At 68.8% G+C, this 16,311-nt stretch carries 8 protein-coding genes and 2 pseudogenes; 6 read left to right on the top strand and 4 right to left on the bottom strand.

Features of this window, described 5'->3' with window-relative positions:
• Positions 1-134 precede the first annotated feature (134 nt).
• Positions 135-4,313, top strand: a complete 4,179-nt coding sequence (locus WME95_RS17115; RefSeq protein WP_437909438.1) for a hypothetical protein — start codon at positions 135-137, stop codon at positions 4,311-4,313.
• A 657-nt stretch (positions 4,314-4,970) separates the two neighbouring features.
• Here the strand turns inward: WME95_RS17115 and WME95_RS17120 are convergent.
• Positions 4,971-6,527, bottom strand: coding sequence for an ATP-binding protein (locus WME95_RS17120; RefSeq protein WP_437909439.1), 1,557 nt, complete (start codon positions 6,525-6,527; stop codon positions 4,971-4,973).
• 394 nt (positions 6,528-6,921) lie between these two features.
• Positions 6,922-7,185, bottom strand: a pseudogene (locus WME95_RS17125) (O-methyltransferase); the annotation flags it as partial.
• 100 nt (positions 7,186-7,285) lie between these two features.
• On the opposite strand from WME95_RS17125, the gene WME95_RS17130 reads away from it, so the two are divergent.
• From WME95_RS17130 to WME95_RS17150, 5 genes and pseudogenes are all read left to right on the top strand, one after another.
• Positions 7,286-8,275 carry a helix-turn-helix transcriptional regulator gene (locus tag WME95_RS17130; RefSeq protein ID WP_437909440.1) on the top strand — a complete coding sequence of 330 codons (990 nt, stop codon included), beginning with the start codon at positions 7,286-7,288 and terminating at the stop codon, positions 8,273-8,275.
• Between the two features lie 31 nt (positions 8,276-8,306).
• On the top strand, positions 8,307-8,786 hold the full coding sequence (locus WME95_RS17135) for a hypothetical protein (RefSeq protein ID WP_437909441.1): 480 nt from the start codon (positions 8,307-8,309) through the stop codon (positions 8,784-8,786).
• Between the two features lie 19 nt (positions 8,787-8,805).
• Positions 8,806-9,648, top strand: a pseudogene (locus WME95_RS17140) (tryptophan dimethylallyltransferase family protein); the annotation flags it as partial.
• Positions 9,649-9,727: 79 nt separating this feature from the next.
• Complete coding sequence (locus WME95_RS17145) at positions 9,728-10,288, top strand: iron-containing redox enzyme family protein (protein WP_437910993.1); 561 nt, start codon at positions 9,728-9,730, stop codon at positions 10,286-10,288.
• Positions 10,285-12,312, top strand: a complete 2,028-nt coding sequence (locus WME95_RS17150) for an aminotransferase class V-fold PLP-dependent enzyme (RefSeq protein ID WP_437910994.1) — start codon at positions 10,285-10,287, stop codon at positions 12,310-12,312. Before WME95_RS17145 ends, WME95_RS17150 begins: the two co-directional genes overlap by 4 nt.
• Before the next feature lie 359 nt (positions 12,313-12,671).
• Here the strand turns inward: WME95_RS17150 and WME95_RS17155 are convergent, their stop codons facing one another.
• Positions 12,672-14,759 (bottom strand): alpha-amylase family glycosyl hydrolase, encoded by a 2,088-nt coding sequence (locus tag WME95_RS17155; RefSeq protein WP_437909442.1) that lies wholly within the window; start codon positions 14,757-14,759, stop codon positions 12,672-12,674.
• A 185-nt stretch (positions 14,760-14,944) separates the two neighbouring features.
• Positions 14,945-16,282: a cytochrome P450 gene (locus WME95_RS17160; RefSeq protein WP_437909443.1), complete on the bottom strand. Its 1,338-nt coding sequence runs from the start codon at positions 16,280-16,282 to the stop codon at positions 14,945-14,947.
• Between the last annotated feature and the right edge of the window lie 29 nt (positions 16,283-16,311).

The raw sequence follows: 16,311 nt of genomic DNA on the forward strand, positions 1-16,311 counted from the left end.
TCTCGAGACCACGTTGAGCGTCGTCACCCCGCGTACCGAGAGAGCGGGATGCGACTGTTACTTGACTTGCGTTCAGCTCAGTGGTCAGCTCATTCGTGGAGTGAGGCGGCCGAGGTTCGACCTCGCTCACGGGCATGAATCGACCTAAGGAATCCCAGATAATCCCCCTCGACCGGACCTTCGTCCGCGTCCCGGACGACGTATCGAATGTCATCGCATTCACTGATCGTCGGCGTTTCGGCGTCGGCCCGATTAGATGGGCGCAGCTGCTCGAGCAGTCGTGTGTCGTCGTCCTCGGCGAGGCCGGCATTGGTAAGACGGCCGAGCTTCGGGGGTGCGTCACATCGATCGTGCAATCTGGTAACGCGGCGTTTTTTTTACCTGTCGATGCCCTAGCGTCCCGCGGAGCAGAGCGAACGCTTGCGGCCGATCCGCAGCTATTCCGGACGTGGCGGAGCGCGACGGATGGAGAGGCGTGGTTCATGCTCGACGCTGTCGACGAGTCGGCCTTGCGTGGTCGCACACTTTCGGACGCGCTCTCGAACCTGTGCGATGAACTCGATCACAACCTCTCGCGAGCCCGTCTCATCGTCTCGAGCCGGGCGAGTGATTGGCGCTCGGCCGACGACGCCGAGCTTCGCACGCTCGCGGAGCGCTTGGCGCCGCCATTGCGCGGCGCCGAACTGTTCGCTTTGGTCCAGCTCGCGCCGCTGACCGAGGCACAGGTGACGGCCCTTTGCGTTCACTGGGGTATGACTGATGTTGCCGCGTTCCTTCAAGCCGTTCGCGATGCCAATGCCTGGTCTTTCCTCGAGCGACCGCTCGACGTGCGCTGGCTTAGCCGTTACTGGACCACGGAGGGTCGACTCGGCAGCCTTCGCGATCTCGTGGAGTTCAATATCGATGAGCGACTCAAAGAGAAACAGGGGCGGCCAACTCTGATCGCTGCCGCAAGGGCCAAAGACGGCGCGGCGACTATATCGCTCGTGGCATCGCTCGCTCGGCGCAGCGCCTTCCTCGTGCCTGGGGACGACGTTGATCCGCGCGCGGTTGATGCGCTCGACCCGAAGGATGTGTTGAGCGACTGGAGAAACGAGGAGCTCCAAGATTTGCTCGCCCGCGGTCTCTTTGATGAAGCAACATACGGCCGTGTTCGCGTGCACCACCGTACCGTCCACGAGTACCTGGCCGCCGCGCGTCTCGCGCAGATGCTGAAGGACGGATTCCCACGTAGCGATCTCAATGCCCTTTTCTTTCGTGAAAGCTCCGGACGCACGGTCGTTCCGCGGAACCTTACGGCGATCCTCGCGTGGCTCGCGCTTTTCGATCCGGAGATTCGACGACTCGCAACTCGGATCGCCCCCGAGTACCTTGTCGATGAGGGGGATCCATCAGGCATTCCCGCGGATGAGCGGCGTAACATCCTCCGCGCATACGCGGATAGATTCCGTGATCGCGAACGCGTGTTCCATCACTTCGACTCCATCGGTCTTCGACGATTCGCATGCGTTGAGCTCACGACGACAATTCGAGAGCTTCTGACTGCGTCGGGAGAACCCGAGCATCTACGTGAGCTCCTCCTGCGTCTGATCGCGAAAGGTCGTCTGGCTATTCTCACGGATGTGGCGCTAACGATTGCCCTCAGCCCTGCAACGTCGGTTATTGTTCGTCTTGCTGCGATTCGTGCGGTTCGTGATTCCGGAGGAGATGCTGACCGCGCTCAGTTGGCGAACCTCCTGACGGCCTCCGCTGCTCAGGACCCCGAGGTGGCAGCCGCTCTCTTGGAAGCATTGTTCCCAACTCTTCTCGCGGTACCCGACGCGGTTGCGCTGCTGCAGCGCGTGACGCGTCTACCGCGATCCACGATCACGAGTATCGATGTCCTCGTGCCGAAGCTTCCGGAACGATGCTCACCAGACCAACGGAGAGAGCTCCTCGCAGGTCTTATTCTCCTTCTGCGTGCCCCCGCAAGCAGCCCAGGTCGACCGGTGCTCGAACCGCAAGGAGCCTGGCTTGCGGAATGCGTTGCCGAACTCCTGGGGCTTATCGTGGAGGATGGAACACCCCTTCCGGACGAGGCACCAGAAGCGCTCGAATTGATTGACGAGGCGCGGTACCATCCTGATGGACCTCCGATGCCTCATGTCTCGGCGGCTCTGGACCGACATCCGCAGCTACGTCGTGCGATTTTCTGGCGTGCGATCGGTGCATTCGAGGACGAGCAGCGGCGACAAGCTCGGACGTATTGGGATGCGACAGCAGCATGCGCGCGACTTGGAACGCAAGACCTTGCATGGCTTGCTGAAGACGCCCTATTGCGTGCTCAGTCACGAGAGCGTGCGTTGACCTTCGACTGTCTATGGCATCTTTCACAGCGAGGGATCGAAGACGCATCTCAAAGAGAAGCCGTGCTAAGCCGCATCGCACAGGAGTCAGACGCGGCACATGGCGACAAGGCATTGGTCCGAAAGCTTCAACGAAAAGCGAATCCGCCATTCTATGTGCCCCGCGAAGCATTCAGTCGCATGAGACTCCGAGAGCGTGCCCGAGCTCTTCGTGAAACACGTACCTTGGAGTCGAATCGGCAAATCCTGAATAGTATCCTTCCGGAGATCGCTGCCGGCGCGCGATCTGATGTGCTGCTTCACCTGTTTGAACGGTGCCGATCTCGAGAGCCCGGAGGGCGTGGCACCATTTCGTTCACGGCAATATCGGAGCGCTATGGCTCAGCAGTTGCTGAGGCTACCCGGCGGGGATTGAAGGCATTCTGGCGGATCAATCGCCCTATACGCATTGAAGACCATGAGCCTCATTCGGTTCCATTTCACGCGATCATCGGGCTCCTGGGCATCGCTCTCGACGTCGCCGATGGCCTGAGCGTGTCGACGCTCTCTTACGAGCTCCAGCGCGCCGTCGTTGAGTATGCCCCATGGAGTCTGAATCGTTTTCCCGAATGGTTCGAGAATGTGGCGCGAGATCATGCGCAGCTCGTTCGAGATGTTCTGAGGCCACCGATTCAACTTGACTATGCAGCGCTCCCGCCGAAGCAAGAGCCTGAGCTTGGACGCGTCCTCTACAAGATTTCGAGAGCGCCAGAAGCTGTTCGCCAAGCATGCGCTCCGGAACTCACCGAACTGCTCCTGGTCAGCGACCCTCCGTACGTTCGCGTTCTCCAGGATACTCTCGATGTTATTGATGGCGTGAGCGCTATCCCTCGCATACAGTTCATCGCGCTGGCTGAGCAGCGTTGTCGGGCTTCGGCGAACGATCCGGCGCGGTTTGCGATCTGGTGGTGTCAGTGGTTCGCTCTCGACGCTATGCCGGCTCTCGCCGCGCTCGAGGCACTCCTCGGCGCGCACCCCGGGCCGCGCGAACTCGCTGAAGAGACGTTCTCGCGGCTGTGGATGCTTACGGACTCGCGCTCGGCGCAAGGACGCGTCCCGCTGAAGTCGAATCGGGACGCACTCATCTGCCTCATTCCGATAGTTTTCAGGTACATCCGGGCGGCGGACGACATTGTCCACCAGGGGGCCCACATCGTCGAGCGGCGAGACCACTGTCAGGACCTACGAGCGGCTCTCCTGCCCTGGCTCTCTGGCGTGGAAGGGACCCCGACCGTCGAGGCCTTGGAGCACCTCGCGACGGAGCCGTGGCTCGCCCAGGGGGCCGAATGGATCCGGCACCTCGCCGCAGTGCGGGCGGTTGATGATGCGACCGCACGTGCGCTGACGGTCACGCAGGCCGCAGCATTCGTGCGCAACCTTGTTCTCGAACCCACGACGGTCGCGCAACTCTTTGGCATTGTCCTCAACCGCCTTGAGGATATTCGGCTGAACCTCGCTCACGACGACTTCAGCGTTCGGGACGCTTACAGCCCGGCAAAGGCGCCCATCCTGGAGGAGCCTGTCCAGAACCTTCTTGCTCAACGCCTTGAGGACGCTCGCCGTCAGCAGTACACTGTCGCTCGTGAACCCGAGGTCACCAGAAAGAAGAAACCGGACATTCGAGTCGCGAATCCTCGCTGCGAAGGACCGGTGACGCTCGAGGTGAAGATCGCGGAACGTTGGACCCTTCCTCAGTTGGAAGAGGCGATTCGTGATCAGCTCGTGGGCACGTACATGAAGGCGAACAATTCCAAGTACGGCGTCCTCGTTCTGTGTTCTTCAGGACCACGGAAGCACTGGGAGCAGCCCTCGCTCGGAAAGCTTGATTTTCAAGGCATTGCCGAGCACCTGCGCAAGTTCGCTGCGAACTTAGCTTCGAGCACGACCTCGATCAGTGGCTTGCGGGTTGTCACGATCGACTTCCACTGATCCACGCCCGTCGTCACGTTCGCCACACGAGATGCGTCCGTTTCCGCCCGGTATGCCATGACCGCTATAGGCCCCCAACGTTGATGGGTGCAGATCCCGGTTAGCGTGGCAATCGGGTCCCGAGGTATTCCCCCATTTGACCATCGAAGGGATGGCTGAAGAACTCGTGCTCGCGGACGAGCCGCTCGAAGGCATCCATCAGGCGGTGCAGCCACTCCTCCCGCATCGTGGGGATGCAAGTACTGGTACGCCGGCACCGACAAGATAAGGCTACGCGCCGTTTCCCACCTCTGGCGGTGCTGCATCCGCCGGGGAAGGGGAGGCGGACGAGGGCGAGACGGAAGCCGAGGCGACGGAAGACGTCGATCCAGGCGACAACGACGAGCGGTGATCGCGCTGGACCGCCGCCATACGGCCCTGGGGTCGCGACGCGAGAGCATCCGCCAGGTCTGCAAGCGACCATCTCAGGATCGAAAGCTTCAGGGGTTCCCCTATGGGTAAGTCCTTGAAACAAGTACGGATAAGCCCTGGCCCGTGTCCTGCTAGGTGACTACGGCAGAGCGCCCGTGACGGCTTCCCCCCCGCCGTCGAATGGGCGCTCTGTTTTTTGTGGGTCGGCGCGGGAGGGCGCGAGGAGCGCCCGCTGGGCCGCTGCGGTCACGGGTCCGCGCCCCCACCGCGCGCCGCGCAGCGCTTGGCGAGCAGCTCGGCGATGGCCTCTGTGTCGGCCGGCTTGGTCAAGTGAAGATCGAAGCCGGCGCGCCGCGCCTCGGCCTTGTCCTCGTCGCGGCCGTAGCCGGAGAGCGCCACGAGCAGGCAGCCCGCCGTCCCGTGCTCCCGGCGCGCCCTTCTCGCCACCTCGAACCCATCGAGGAGCGGCAGCCCGAGATCGATGAAGGCGATGTCGGGGCATAGACGGCCAAACGCATGGATCGCAGCGAGCCCATCGTGCTCCATCCACACCTCGTGGCCATGAAGCTCGAGGAGCATCTTGAGGCTCTCGGCCGTGTCCAGGTTGTCCTCGACGACGAGGATCCGCAGCGGGCTCCCGGCGGTCGGCTCGCGCAGGCCGGCCGGCTGCGTTTCGCGCGCGCTCCTGGGGAGCGCCGGCAGCGTCACGGTGAACGCGGCCCCCCGCCCCCGTCCCGCGCTCTCGACGTCGATTCGCCCGCTGTGCAGGTCGACAAGCTGCTTCGCCAGCCAGAGGCCGACGCCCAACCCGCCCTGGGAGCGCGCGAGATCGGATGTCTCCTGCACGAACGCCTCGAACACGCGCGGTTGCATCGCCTCCTCGATGCCCACCCCGGTGTCCGTCACCCGGATGACGGCTTCTCCGGTCTCCGCGCGGCTCACCTCGATCCCGATGCGTCCGCCCGGCGGCGTGAACTTGGCGGCGTTGGTGAGCAGATTGACGATCACCTGGAGGATGCGGATCCGATCCGCTTCGATCCGGAGATGCTCGGCCGGGAGGGTGACCGAGAGCGTGTGTCCAGGGGTCTGGATGACCGGGCGGGTGGCCTCGACCGCCTCCTGTACCAGGTCAGCCAGCTCCAGTGTCTCCCGCTGGAGCGCGATTTTCCCCCGGCTGATGCGTGAGACGTCGAGCAGATCGTCGACGAGCCTCGCCATGTGGGAGACCTGCCGATCAATGATGTCGCGCGCGTACACGAACTTTGGATCCTCCAGGCCGAGGACGCGCATGATGGCCACCGCATTGCGGATCGGCGCGAGCGGGCCGCGGAGCTCGTGCGACAGCATCGCGAGGAAGTCGTCCTTGCGACGATCGGACTCCCGCAGCATCTCCTCGAGCTCCCTGCGGCGCGTGATGTCGGTGACCACGGCGACCCAGCCATCCGGCGTCCCGTGTGCGTCGTGGGTGGGGACGTAGATCGCCTTGATCCAGCGCAGGCCCAGGCCTCGGAAGAGGAGCTGCTGCTCATACTCCACGCGCTCTCCCTGGAGCACACGGTCGAAGTACGGCTTGAGATCATCGTACGCCTGTGCGCCGAGGACCTCGACGATCGTCTGCCCCACGATCTCCGCTACGGGCCGCGCGATCCACGCGGCGTACTCCGGGCTCACCCAGAGGTAACGCAGGTCGCGGCTGCAGTACGTGACCGCGGCGGCCATCCGCTCCGTCACCATCCGGAGCTGCTCCAGAGCCGCCCGCAGGCCCTCCACGTTCTCGTGCATCACCGGACTCTCCGCGCTCATGCCACCCCCGACCGACGCGACCGAAGCATTCCTCGAGCGCGAGCTCCGCGCAGCAGCTCATCAGAGGGTGAGCCCGATGCCGAGGCGGCGGAAGACGTCGCTCCGGGCGACGACGAGCGGTGATGCGCTGGACCGTCATCGCGCGGCCCTGGGGACGCAGCGCGAGCGCATCCGCCAGGTCTGCAAGCGATCATCTCAGGATCGAAAGTTTCAGGGACTTCCTGAGGGGTAAATCCTTGAAAACGGTGCGGAAAGGCCCTGGCCCGTGTCCTGCTAGGTAATCACGGCAGAGCGCCCGTGACGGCTCCCCCCCGCCGTCGAATGGGCGCTCTGTTTTTTGTGGGCCGGCGCGGGAGGGCGCGAGGAGCGCCCGGCAGAGGCTCGGCCGCTGCGGCTACGGATCCTCGGTGACGAGGGCGACAGCGAGGCCGTCGTATCCCTTGCTGCCCGCGGTCTGGATCGCCGTCGCGCTCACGCGTCGCTCGGCGGCGAGCAGCTTGTTCAGGCGGCGCACCCCCTGGACGTTGGGATCGGCGCTCTCGGGGTCGATGACCGCCCCCTTGCGCACGACGTTGTCGATCGCGATGACGCTGCCGCGGCGGGAGAGCTCGAGCGTCCACGCGAAGTAGTCGGGATTCCTCGGCTTGTCGGCGTCGAGAGCGGGCGCGCATGGGGCTTTCGTCGCCGGCCGCCTGGATCTGGACGGGCGTCACGCGGAGGTTGCGGCGCTATCGCGATACGATTGTGGAGCGGTTCAGATGCGGCGGCGGTTCGACTTCGTCAACGTGATCGAGGCGGCGTACCGGGTAGAAGGGGGCAACGAAGCGTGGCTCCAGGGCATCGTCGATGCCGCGGGCCCGGCCTGGGGCTCGGCGCGCGCCGTCGCGGCCTTCATCGCCGAGTTCGACGAGCAACGCGCGACGTTCCGTGCATTCGCAGCGGACCTGCGTGGCTACCCGGAGGTTGTCGTACGCGAGGCGCTCGCGCTCGACGACGCCCACATCTGGCGACGCCTGCGCTCGTTCCCGGTGGCGCTGCTCAGCGACCACTTCGCGCGTCCCGTCGACGAGCGCCCGAGGCTGCGATCGGTCGATGCGCGCGATGGCTTCGGTCTCATCGCGGCGGATCCCGGGCCGCGGTTCGCGGTGCTGGGGTTCGCGTTGCCTCGCAAGACCCGGCTCGCGGCCGGCCGGCGCGAGCTGTGGACCCGACTGTCCGCCCACATGGCGGCCGGCCTCCGGTTGCGGAGCCTCGTCGCGCGCGACACCGCGGAGGCCGTGCTCGCGCCTGATGGATCCGTGCTTCACGCGGAGATCGCGGCCAAGCCCGCGCCGATGCGCGAGGAGCTGCGCCGGGCCGCGCTGGCGATCGACCGTGCGCGCGGCGCGCTGCGCCGGAGCGACGCCGACGAGGCCGTCGAGATCTGGCAGGGGCTCGTCGCAGGCCGGTGGTCGCTCCTCGAGCGCTTTGAGAGCGACGGCCGGCGCTTTCTCATCGCGCGCCGCAACGATCCCGCGGCGCGTCCGGCCCGCGTCCTCAGCACGCGCGAGCGCCAGGTCGCCGGGTACGCCGCGCTCGGCCACTCGAACAAGCTGATCGCCTACGAGCTCGGGATCAGCGTCTCCAGCGTCAACACGCATCTCGCGCATGCGCAGGCCAAGCTGCGCGTGCGCTCGCGCCTCGAGCTCATCAACGCGCTCGGGTGGCTCGACGCCGAACATCTCGCGCGACAGGCATCGTCGGATTGACTTCGCCACATTCGTCGCGCGCACCGACGCGGTGGTCGCCGAGTTCCAGCGCGCGGGCATGTGGACGGTGCCGCACCCGTGGATCGACGTGATCGTGCCCGCCGGCCGCGCGGAGGCGTTCATCGCCGCCGAGCTGGCCGCGCTCCAGCGCGCGGATCTCGGCGGCGGGCTCGTGCTGTTGACCCCGCTCGCACGATCACGGCTGCGTGCGCCGCTGTGTCGCGTCCCGGACGCAGAGCAGCTGCTGCTGTTCGACGTGCTCCGCAACGCGGTCCCGGGGACGCCCGCGCGTGCGGCCGATCTCGCGCGCGACAACCGCGCCCTCTACGAACGCGCGCTCGCGATCGGCGCGACGCTCTACCCGATCAGCGCGGTGGAGCTGACCCCCGACGACTGGCGCCGGCACTACGGCGAGCGCTGGCCCGAGGTCGTCGCCGCGAAGCGACGGTTCGATCCCGAGCACCGGCTCGGTCGCGGGCTGCGCATCACCGACGGGACTGCGCCCACGTGATCACAGGACGAGACGTACCATGATCCACTCGCACGAAGGCCCCACCCACATCGAACTCGGCCGATCGTTGCTCCTCCCCGTGTGCCGCGCGCTCGGCTTCGAAGAGCGCCAGCACGAGATCATCGCGCTGTTCGAACGGCTGCTGCGCCCGTGGGGTGATCGGCCCGTCGGCCGCCGGCCGTCATACGCCTCCGACATCGGCGACGATCACACGCCGTTCGAGCTGTCGTTCGTCGTCGGCGGTGATCGGCCCGAGCTCCGCATCCTGCTCGAGGCGCAAGGTGATCCACCGTCGAACGCCGCCAACCTGCGCGCGGCGCGGGCGCTGACGGCGCGGCTGGCCCGCGAGCACGGCGCCGCCACCGACCGGCTGGCCGCGATCGAGGACCTGTTTCTCCCCGACGACCCCGACGGCGTGTTCGCGCTGTGGCATGCCGTCTCCTTCTGGCCGGGCCGCGCGCCCGAGTTCAAGGTCTACGTCAACCCGAACGTGCGCGGCCCCGCGCGCGCGGCGGCGCTCGTCGAGGAGGCGCTGCACCGCCTCCGGCTCGGCTCCGCCTGGTCGGCGCTGACCACGGTCGCCGGGCAGCGCGGTCCCGATCTCGATCGGCTCGCGTTCTTCTCGCTCGATCTGAGCGATGGCCCGACGGCGCGGGTCAAGATCTACTACCGCCACCACGCGGTGACGGCGGATGAGCTCGAGCGGGCGTTCGCCGCGGCGCGCACGTACACGCCGGGTGCCGCCACGGCGTACTTCGACGCGGTGGTCGGCCACCGTGGCCCCTTCCTGTCGAAGCCGATCGGCTCCTGCTTCTCGCTCGTGGCCGGCGATGCGCGCCCCGGGGTCGCGACGCTGCACGTCCCGATCTCGCACTACCTGCCGAACGACGAGGTCGTCCGCGACCGCGTCGAGCGCTACCTCGCGGGAGCCGTCGCCACCGATGGCTACCGCGCTGCGGTGGCCGTTTCCGCGCCGGCTCGCCGCCGTCGTAGCGCGCATCAGCGACGACCGTGCGCGATCGGTCCTCGCCAAGCAGCTCGACGACGAGCTCGGCCACGGCGACTACGACAACAAGGCCCACCGCGTGCTGTTCGAGCGCATGGTGGCCGCGCTCGAGGCGCACCGGCCGCCGGAACAGGACGGCGTCGACATGTTCGCGCCGGGCCGGCAGCTCCTCGAGGAGCTGGACGCGGTCTACGCCGATCCCGATCCCCACGTGGGCATCGGCGCCAGCATCCTGATCGAGGTGTACGGCCGGCAGGTGGACGCGCGCGTAGGAGACCTGCTGCGCCGCCAGGAGCTCATCGCGGCGGATGCGATGCCGTGGTTCACGCTGCACGAGGAGCTCGAGATCGAGCACGTCGACGAGGCGCGCGAGCTGGCCAGGCTCGTCCCGGCGGGGGCCAGCGAGGCCGAGCGCGCGTGGCGCGGCGCGGAGGCCGTCGCGCGTGCGTCGTGGCGCTTCTTCGACGCCATGTATCAGCTCTGGTATCCGCGATGACCGACGCCGTGCTCGCTGCCCGCTCGCGGTTCCCGCTGCTCGGCGAGCGGCGCTACTTCGCGTCGCAGTGCCTGGGGCCGTTGCCGCGCGATGTGCAGCAGGATCTCGACGAGTACGTCCGCACGCTCCACCTTCGCAGCCGCTCGATCGGCCCGTGGATCCAGGCGATGTTCGAGACCACACGCGCGATCGAGGAGCTGCTCGGCGCCGCGCCGGGGTCGGTGGGGCTGCACGGCAGCGCGACGGCGGCTCAGGGGACGATCGCGGCGTGCCTCGAGCCGAGGGGCGAGCGCCGGCGTATCGTGATCTCGACGATCGATTTTCACTCGTCGCGCTACCTGTGGGCCGCGCAGGAGCGGCGCGGGTTCGAGATCGTCGAGATCGCGCCGGCTGACGGTCGTGGGTTCCAGCCCGAGGAGCTCGCCGCCGTGCTCGACGAGCGCGTCGCCGCGATCGCGATCGCGATGGTGTCGCCGAGGACCGGCGCGCTGCTCGATGCCGCTCGGCTCGTGGCGGCGGCGCGGCGCGCGGGTGCGCTCGTGATCCTGGATGCGTTCCAGGCCGTCGGCGTGGTCCCGATCGACGTCGGCGTGCTCGATCCCGACGTGCTGGTGGGCGGCCTCTACAAGTGGATGTGCGGCGGTGGGACCGGCCTCGCGTTCGCCTACGTGCGCCCCGAGCTCGCCGCGGGATGGGAACCCGCCTATCCGGGATGGATCGGGCACCGCGACGTCGGCGGGTTTCATGCGACGGCCGTCGCATGCCTCCGCGCGCGGGGGCTTCGTGTGCGTGCCGATGGACGAGGCCGTCGCGGGCGCGGTCGTGGACTCGCTCGGCGAGCAGGGCATCGACGTCGACGCGCGCCCGAATGCCGGCGTGCGGATCGGGCCTCACCCGTGTTGCACCGAGGAGGAGTGCGATCTCGTCGTCGACGCCCTCGCGGCCGCGCTGGAGCGCGCGGGCGCCCCGAGGAAGGGACGGGTGGCGTAGTGGAGGCTGCGGAGCTCCAGCGTCTCGTCGTCGGCTACGCGCTGTCGGCCAGCCTGTTCACGGCGGTCGAGCTTGGAGTATTCGACGCGACGGCGGGCGGGCCTGCCATCGCGGCGGCGCTCGCGGCGCGCCTCGACGCAGCGCCCGCTCCGCTCGAGCGGTTGCTCGAGCTTCTCGCAGCGCTCGGCTTGCTCGATCGCACGGAGGACGGCTATCGCGCGACCGAGCTGGCGCGCGCGGCGCTGACGGTCGATGGTCCGGCCTCGCTGGTCCCGGTCCTGAGTCACCAATGGAAGCACTTCTACGCGCTGTTCGCGCACCTGCCGGCTTCGATCCGCGCCGGGAGGCCGCAGGCGTCGCTGTGGGCGTTCGCGCGAGGCGAGGACGACGGCTACCGGGCAATGGCGAACAGCGCGCCCGAGCTCGAGCGTTTCCTGGCGGCGATGGATCGCTCGAGCGCGGGGACCGGGACCGAGCTGGCGGCGCGCGTGGACCTGACGTCGAGCCGTCGCCTCGTCGATCTCGGCGGTGGGGGAGGCGCCGTCGCGCTCGAGCTCGCCGCCGCGCTACCCGAGCTCGCGATCACGCTCGTCGATCTCGAGCTCGCCTGCGCGTATGCCGAGCGGCGGATCCGCGGTGCCGGCGCATCCGAGCGCGTTCGCTGCATCCCCGGGGACGCGCGCGATGCAGCATGGGCGCGCGAGGTTGGCGGCGCCGATGTCGTGTTGTTGTCCGCCGTGCTCGCCGACTGGTCGGCCGACGAACGCGCGCTCATCTTGAGCAACGTGCACGCCGCCCTCGATCCGGGCGGCCGGGTGGTGATCAGCGAGACGCTGCTCTCCGACGACGTCCCCGGCCCGGTCGTGCCGGCCATGCTTTCGCTATGCCTGCTCCTCGCCTCGAACGGCGCGAGCCTGCGCCCGAGCGAGCTGCATGCGCTGGTCGCCGCGGCCGGCTTCACGGACATCGAGCTGCTCCCACCTGGCTCGAACGGCCGCTCGCTCCTGGTCGCGCGCAAGCAAATCACGACCTGAAGCGAGGCGCTCACGAGCTCCGTGAAAAGGCGCGAAACGTGGCGCGAGCGTCGAGCCCGGCGACGACGAGCGGTGATCGCGCTGGACCGCCACCGCACCCCGCCCTGGGCCGCGACGCGAGCGCATCCGTCAGGTCTGCAAGCGGAGCTCTCAGGATCGAAAGCTTCAGGGACTTCCTGATGGGTAAGTCCTTGAAATAAGTACGGAGAAGCCCTGGCCCGTGTCCTGCTAGGTAACCACGGCAGAGCGCCCGTGACGGCTTCCCCCCCCCGCCGTCGAATGGGCGCTCTGTTTTTTTGTGGCCCGGCGCGGCAGGGCGCGAGGAGCGCCCAGCTGACGCGCGGGGTTCGTTCTTCGTCCTAGCGCGGCACGAGGACGCGGACGTCCCAGGGCGCGAGGTCCAGCGCGAGGGCGCCGGCCCGGAGATGCGCGCCGGCGCCGCTCAGCGCGTCGCGCAGGCCGCCTCGCGCGTGGGCGGCGAACGGCTCCGGGACGGTGAGCCGCTTCTTCACGGATCGCTCGCTGAAATTCAGGACCACGAGCGCGAAGCGAGACGCGTCGTCACCGTGCCTGACATAGGCGAAGACCTCGTCGTCCGGCCCCCCGGCGTGCACCGTGATGTGTCCCGGCGACCGGAGCGCCGCGACACCGCGCCTGAGCCGGATCAGCTGCTCGTAATGCCGCGCCAGCTGGCCGCGCGGGGGCCGTGAGACCGGGGCGAGGCCGCCGTAAGGCTCGTACTCGGCGCCGAGCTCGTCGAACGTGTAGACGCACGGGATGCCCGGCAACGTCAGCAGCGCCGCCGCGGCGACGCGCGTCAGGCCCGGCCCGTGGCGGGTGACGAAGCGGGCGCCCGTGTCGTTGTTGTTGATGAACCTGAGCGTGCGCTCGGGGCGCGCGGAGCGCGCCGCCGTGGCGGCGAGCGCCGCGCCGAGCCGGGCCGCGATGCCCCGCGGCGCGCCGAACACGTCCTTCCAGGCCCAGTGTCCGAGCTCCTCGGTCCAGTCATACGCCGCGTCGAAGCCGTTCTGCAGGTAGTACGGATCGCGCGCCGAGGCCTCGGCGATCAGCGCGACATGCGGGCTCACGCGCCGGAGCTCGGCGGCCCAGGGGGACCAGAGCTCGCCCCGCCGCTGCTTGATGCCCCACGCGGCGTCGACGCGATAGCCATCGATGTCGAACCGGCGCACCCAGTGCAGCGACGCCTCGAGCATCCAGCGCGCCACCTCGGCGCTGTCGTAGTTCAGGTTCGGCAGGTGCTCCCAGTCGAAGTAATGCGTCGGCTCCCCGCCGTCGTCGCGATCGTAGAAGGCGAAGCTGTGCGCGTGGCGCATACGCCGCTCGGCTTCCCGGAAATACGGGTGCTCGGCCGAGGTGTGGTTGGGCACGAGATCGAGCAGCACGCGCAGGCCGCGCCGGTGCGCGTCGTCCACGAGCTCGCGGAGATCTTGCTCGGTCCCGTAGTCGGGGCGCACGCTGAAGTAATCGGTGACGGCATACCCGAAGTCGCCCTCGGGCGCGGCGAAGAGTGGAGATAGCCAGATCGCCGTGACGCCGAGCCGCTCGATCGCGGGGAGGGCGGCGCGGACGCTCCGGAGCGGCGGATCGCCGAAGAACGGCGGTACGACGCCGTAGAGGACGGCGTCGTCGATCCACGCCGGTGCGGCCCTGCCGGAGGCGGCTTCGAGCGGCGGCGCGACCCGCGCGGCGTCGCCTCGGCCGCGCTCGTCGCGCACCCTGAGCTCGACCAGCGCCTGACCGCCGGCGTCGGGCGCCGGCAGCTCGAGGCGAGCGCCCTGTCCGAGCGGCTCCGGCGCCGCGCCGCCGCGCACGCGGAACCAGTCGAAGGCGACGATGTCGGCGCGGGAGCGCTCGCTGGGCTCGCTGCTCGTCGCGTCGAGGACGAGCTTGCCGCCGGCCAGCGCGGCGCGGGCGCGGGCGCGCGGCGTGTCCTCCAGCCGGACGCGGTAGGTGACGGGCGGAGAGTCCAGGTCGCCCGCGCTCGCCACCCGGCAGCGCGCGACGATCTCGTTCTCGCCCTCGAGCAGCGGGACGTCCGCGAAGAACCGCTGCTGCTCGATCGCCGCGGGGAACACGTCGCCGCCCACCCGGATCGCGCAGTCCTCCAGCGTGCCCGCTCCGGCGAGGGCGCCCTGGACGCGCGCGCTGAAGGCCCAGACGTCGGCATCGCCGGCGTGCAGCTCCAGCCGGGCTTGCGCCGCCGCGGAGGGGCGCGGCGAACCCGAGGGGGTGACCGATTCACACGAGGGCGCCGCCAGGAGCAGCGCGGCAGCCCATCCGAGCCGGGTGAGCGGCCGCGCGTGACGCGATGGGCCCGGGGCGCGCTGCCGAGGGGCGCCCGTGGCCGCGCCGATCGGCACGACCGGTCCAGAGAGAGATGCACAGGGAGAGGAGGCGGCGGTCGAGCGGAGGAGGCGTCTCGGCATGGGGGCGATGCGGCAAGCGGGGGAGCCCCTCTATTCCAGAACCACCCCCGACGATCGCCGAAGCGCTGAGAGCACGGAGGTTTTATGTCGTGATCTTCTCGCTCTCCTCCATGTCCGCCGTGTCGTCGCATCCACGGTGGCGCGCTCCCGTGCCGGGGCTTCCCGTGCGCCTCCTCGCGCCAGGATCAGGCGGCGACGGCATCAAGACGGCTGCGGTCCCGGGCGCGTACGACGAGCGGGACGCCGCCCGAGGGGCTCAGCGTCAGATTGCGGCGCACGGGGCGGGGCGGACGCTCGTCGAGCAGGCGGAACTCCCATGCTGACAGCGCCACGCCGAGCACGATCTTCATCTCGAACATCGCGAAGGCCGCGCCGATGCAGCGGCGGTGTCCGCCGCCGAAGGGCAGGTACTCGAACGGCGAGAACTTGCGCTCCAGGAAGCGCTCTGGCCTGAACCGGGACGGCTCGGGGTAGAGCTCGGGGTGGTGGTGCACGAGCAGGATGCAGGGCGCCACCCCCGTTCCCGGCTGGAGCTCGTGCTCGCCGAGGCGGAACGGCTGCGCCAGGAGGCGCGGGGACTCGGTGACGATCGGATAGATGCGCAGCGCCTCCTTGCACACGGCCTCCAGGTAGGGCAGGGCAGCGAGGCGCTCGGGGTCGGGCTCCGGGCCGAGGGCGTCGATCTCGTCGCGGAGGCGCGCGAGGACGCCGGGGTGGCGGTGCACGTGATCGAGGGCCCACGCGAGGGCGAGCGCCGTGGTCTCGTGCCCGGCGAACAGCAGCGTCCGGAGCTCGTCGAAGATGGCCTGATCGCTCATGCGCGATCCGTCGTCGTAACGGGCCGAGACCATGAGGCTCAGGATGTCGTCGCCCGGCGCCGCGCGCGCCCGCTCGATCTGCGCCCGGAACAGGGCGTCCAGGTCGCCGACGCGCCGGCGGAAGCGCGCGTAGGGGCCGAGGCCGCCGAGCTCCCGCTGCAAGGGCGGCAGGAAGGTCAGCGCCGGGGTCAGCGCGTCGGTCATGGCGACGACGGCCCGAGCGAACGCGCTCGTTCGAGACGGCTCCTCCACGCCGAAGACGGCGCGGATGATGACGTCGAGCGAGATCGCCTGCGTGAGCTCCTGGGCGATGGCGCGGGGCGCGCGCGCCGCCTCGGTGAGCCGTCGCGCGGTGGTGTCCGCCATCGCCGCCGCGTAGGCGCGCATGCGATCGCCGTGGAACGGCGGCGTCAGCAGCTTCCGCTCGCGCCTGTGGCGCTCGTCCGAGAGCATGAGCAGCGAGTGCTCCCCCACGAGCGGCGCGATCGCCTTGGTGGCGAAGGGAAGGAAGGTCTCGGGCGGCGCCGTCATCACGTCCTGCACCGTCCTGGGGCCTCCGGCGATCACGACGTCGCCGCTGAGCACGGGGACGTTGAAGACATCGCCGTAGGTGGCGGCGCAATGCGTGAGGAGCTCGAACGGACGGGTGAGGAACTTGTAGGTCGTAAGAAGTCGGCTGCGCGGGCCTCGGGGCAACTGGCTCATGGCGTACCTCGGCGGGGGGCTCGATCCCG

The sequence above is a fragment of the Sorangium sp. So ce327 genome, assembly GCF_051530205.1.
Lineage (GTDB): Bacteria > Myxococcota_A > Polyangia > Polyangiales > Polyangiaceae > Sorangium > Sorangium cellulosum_B.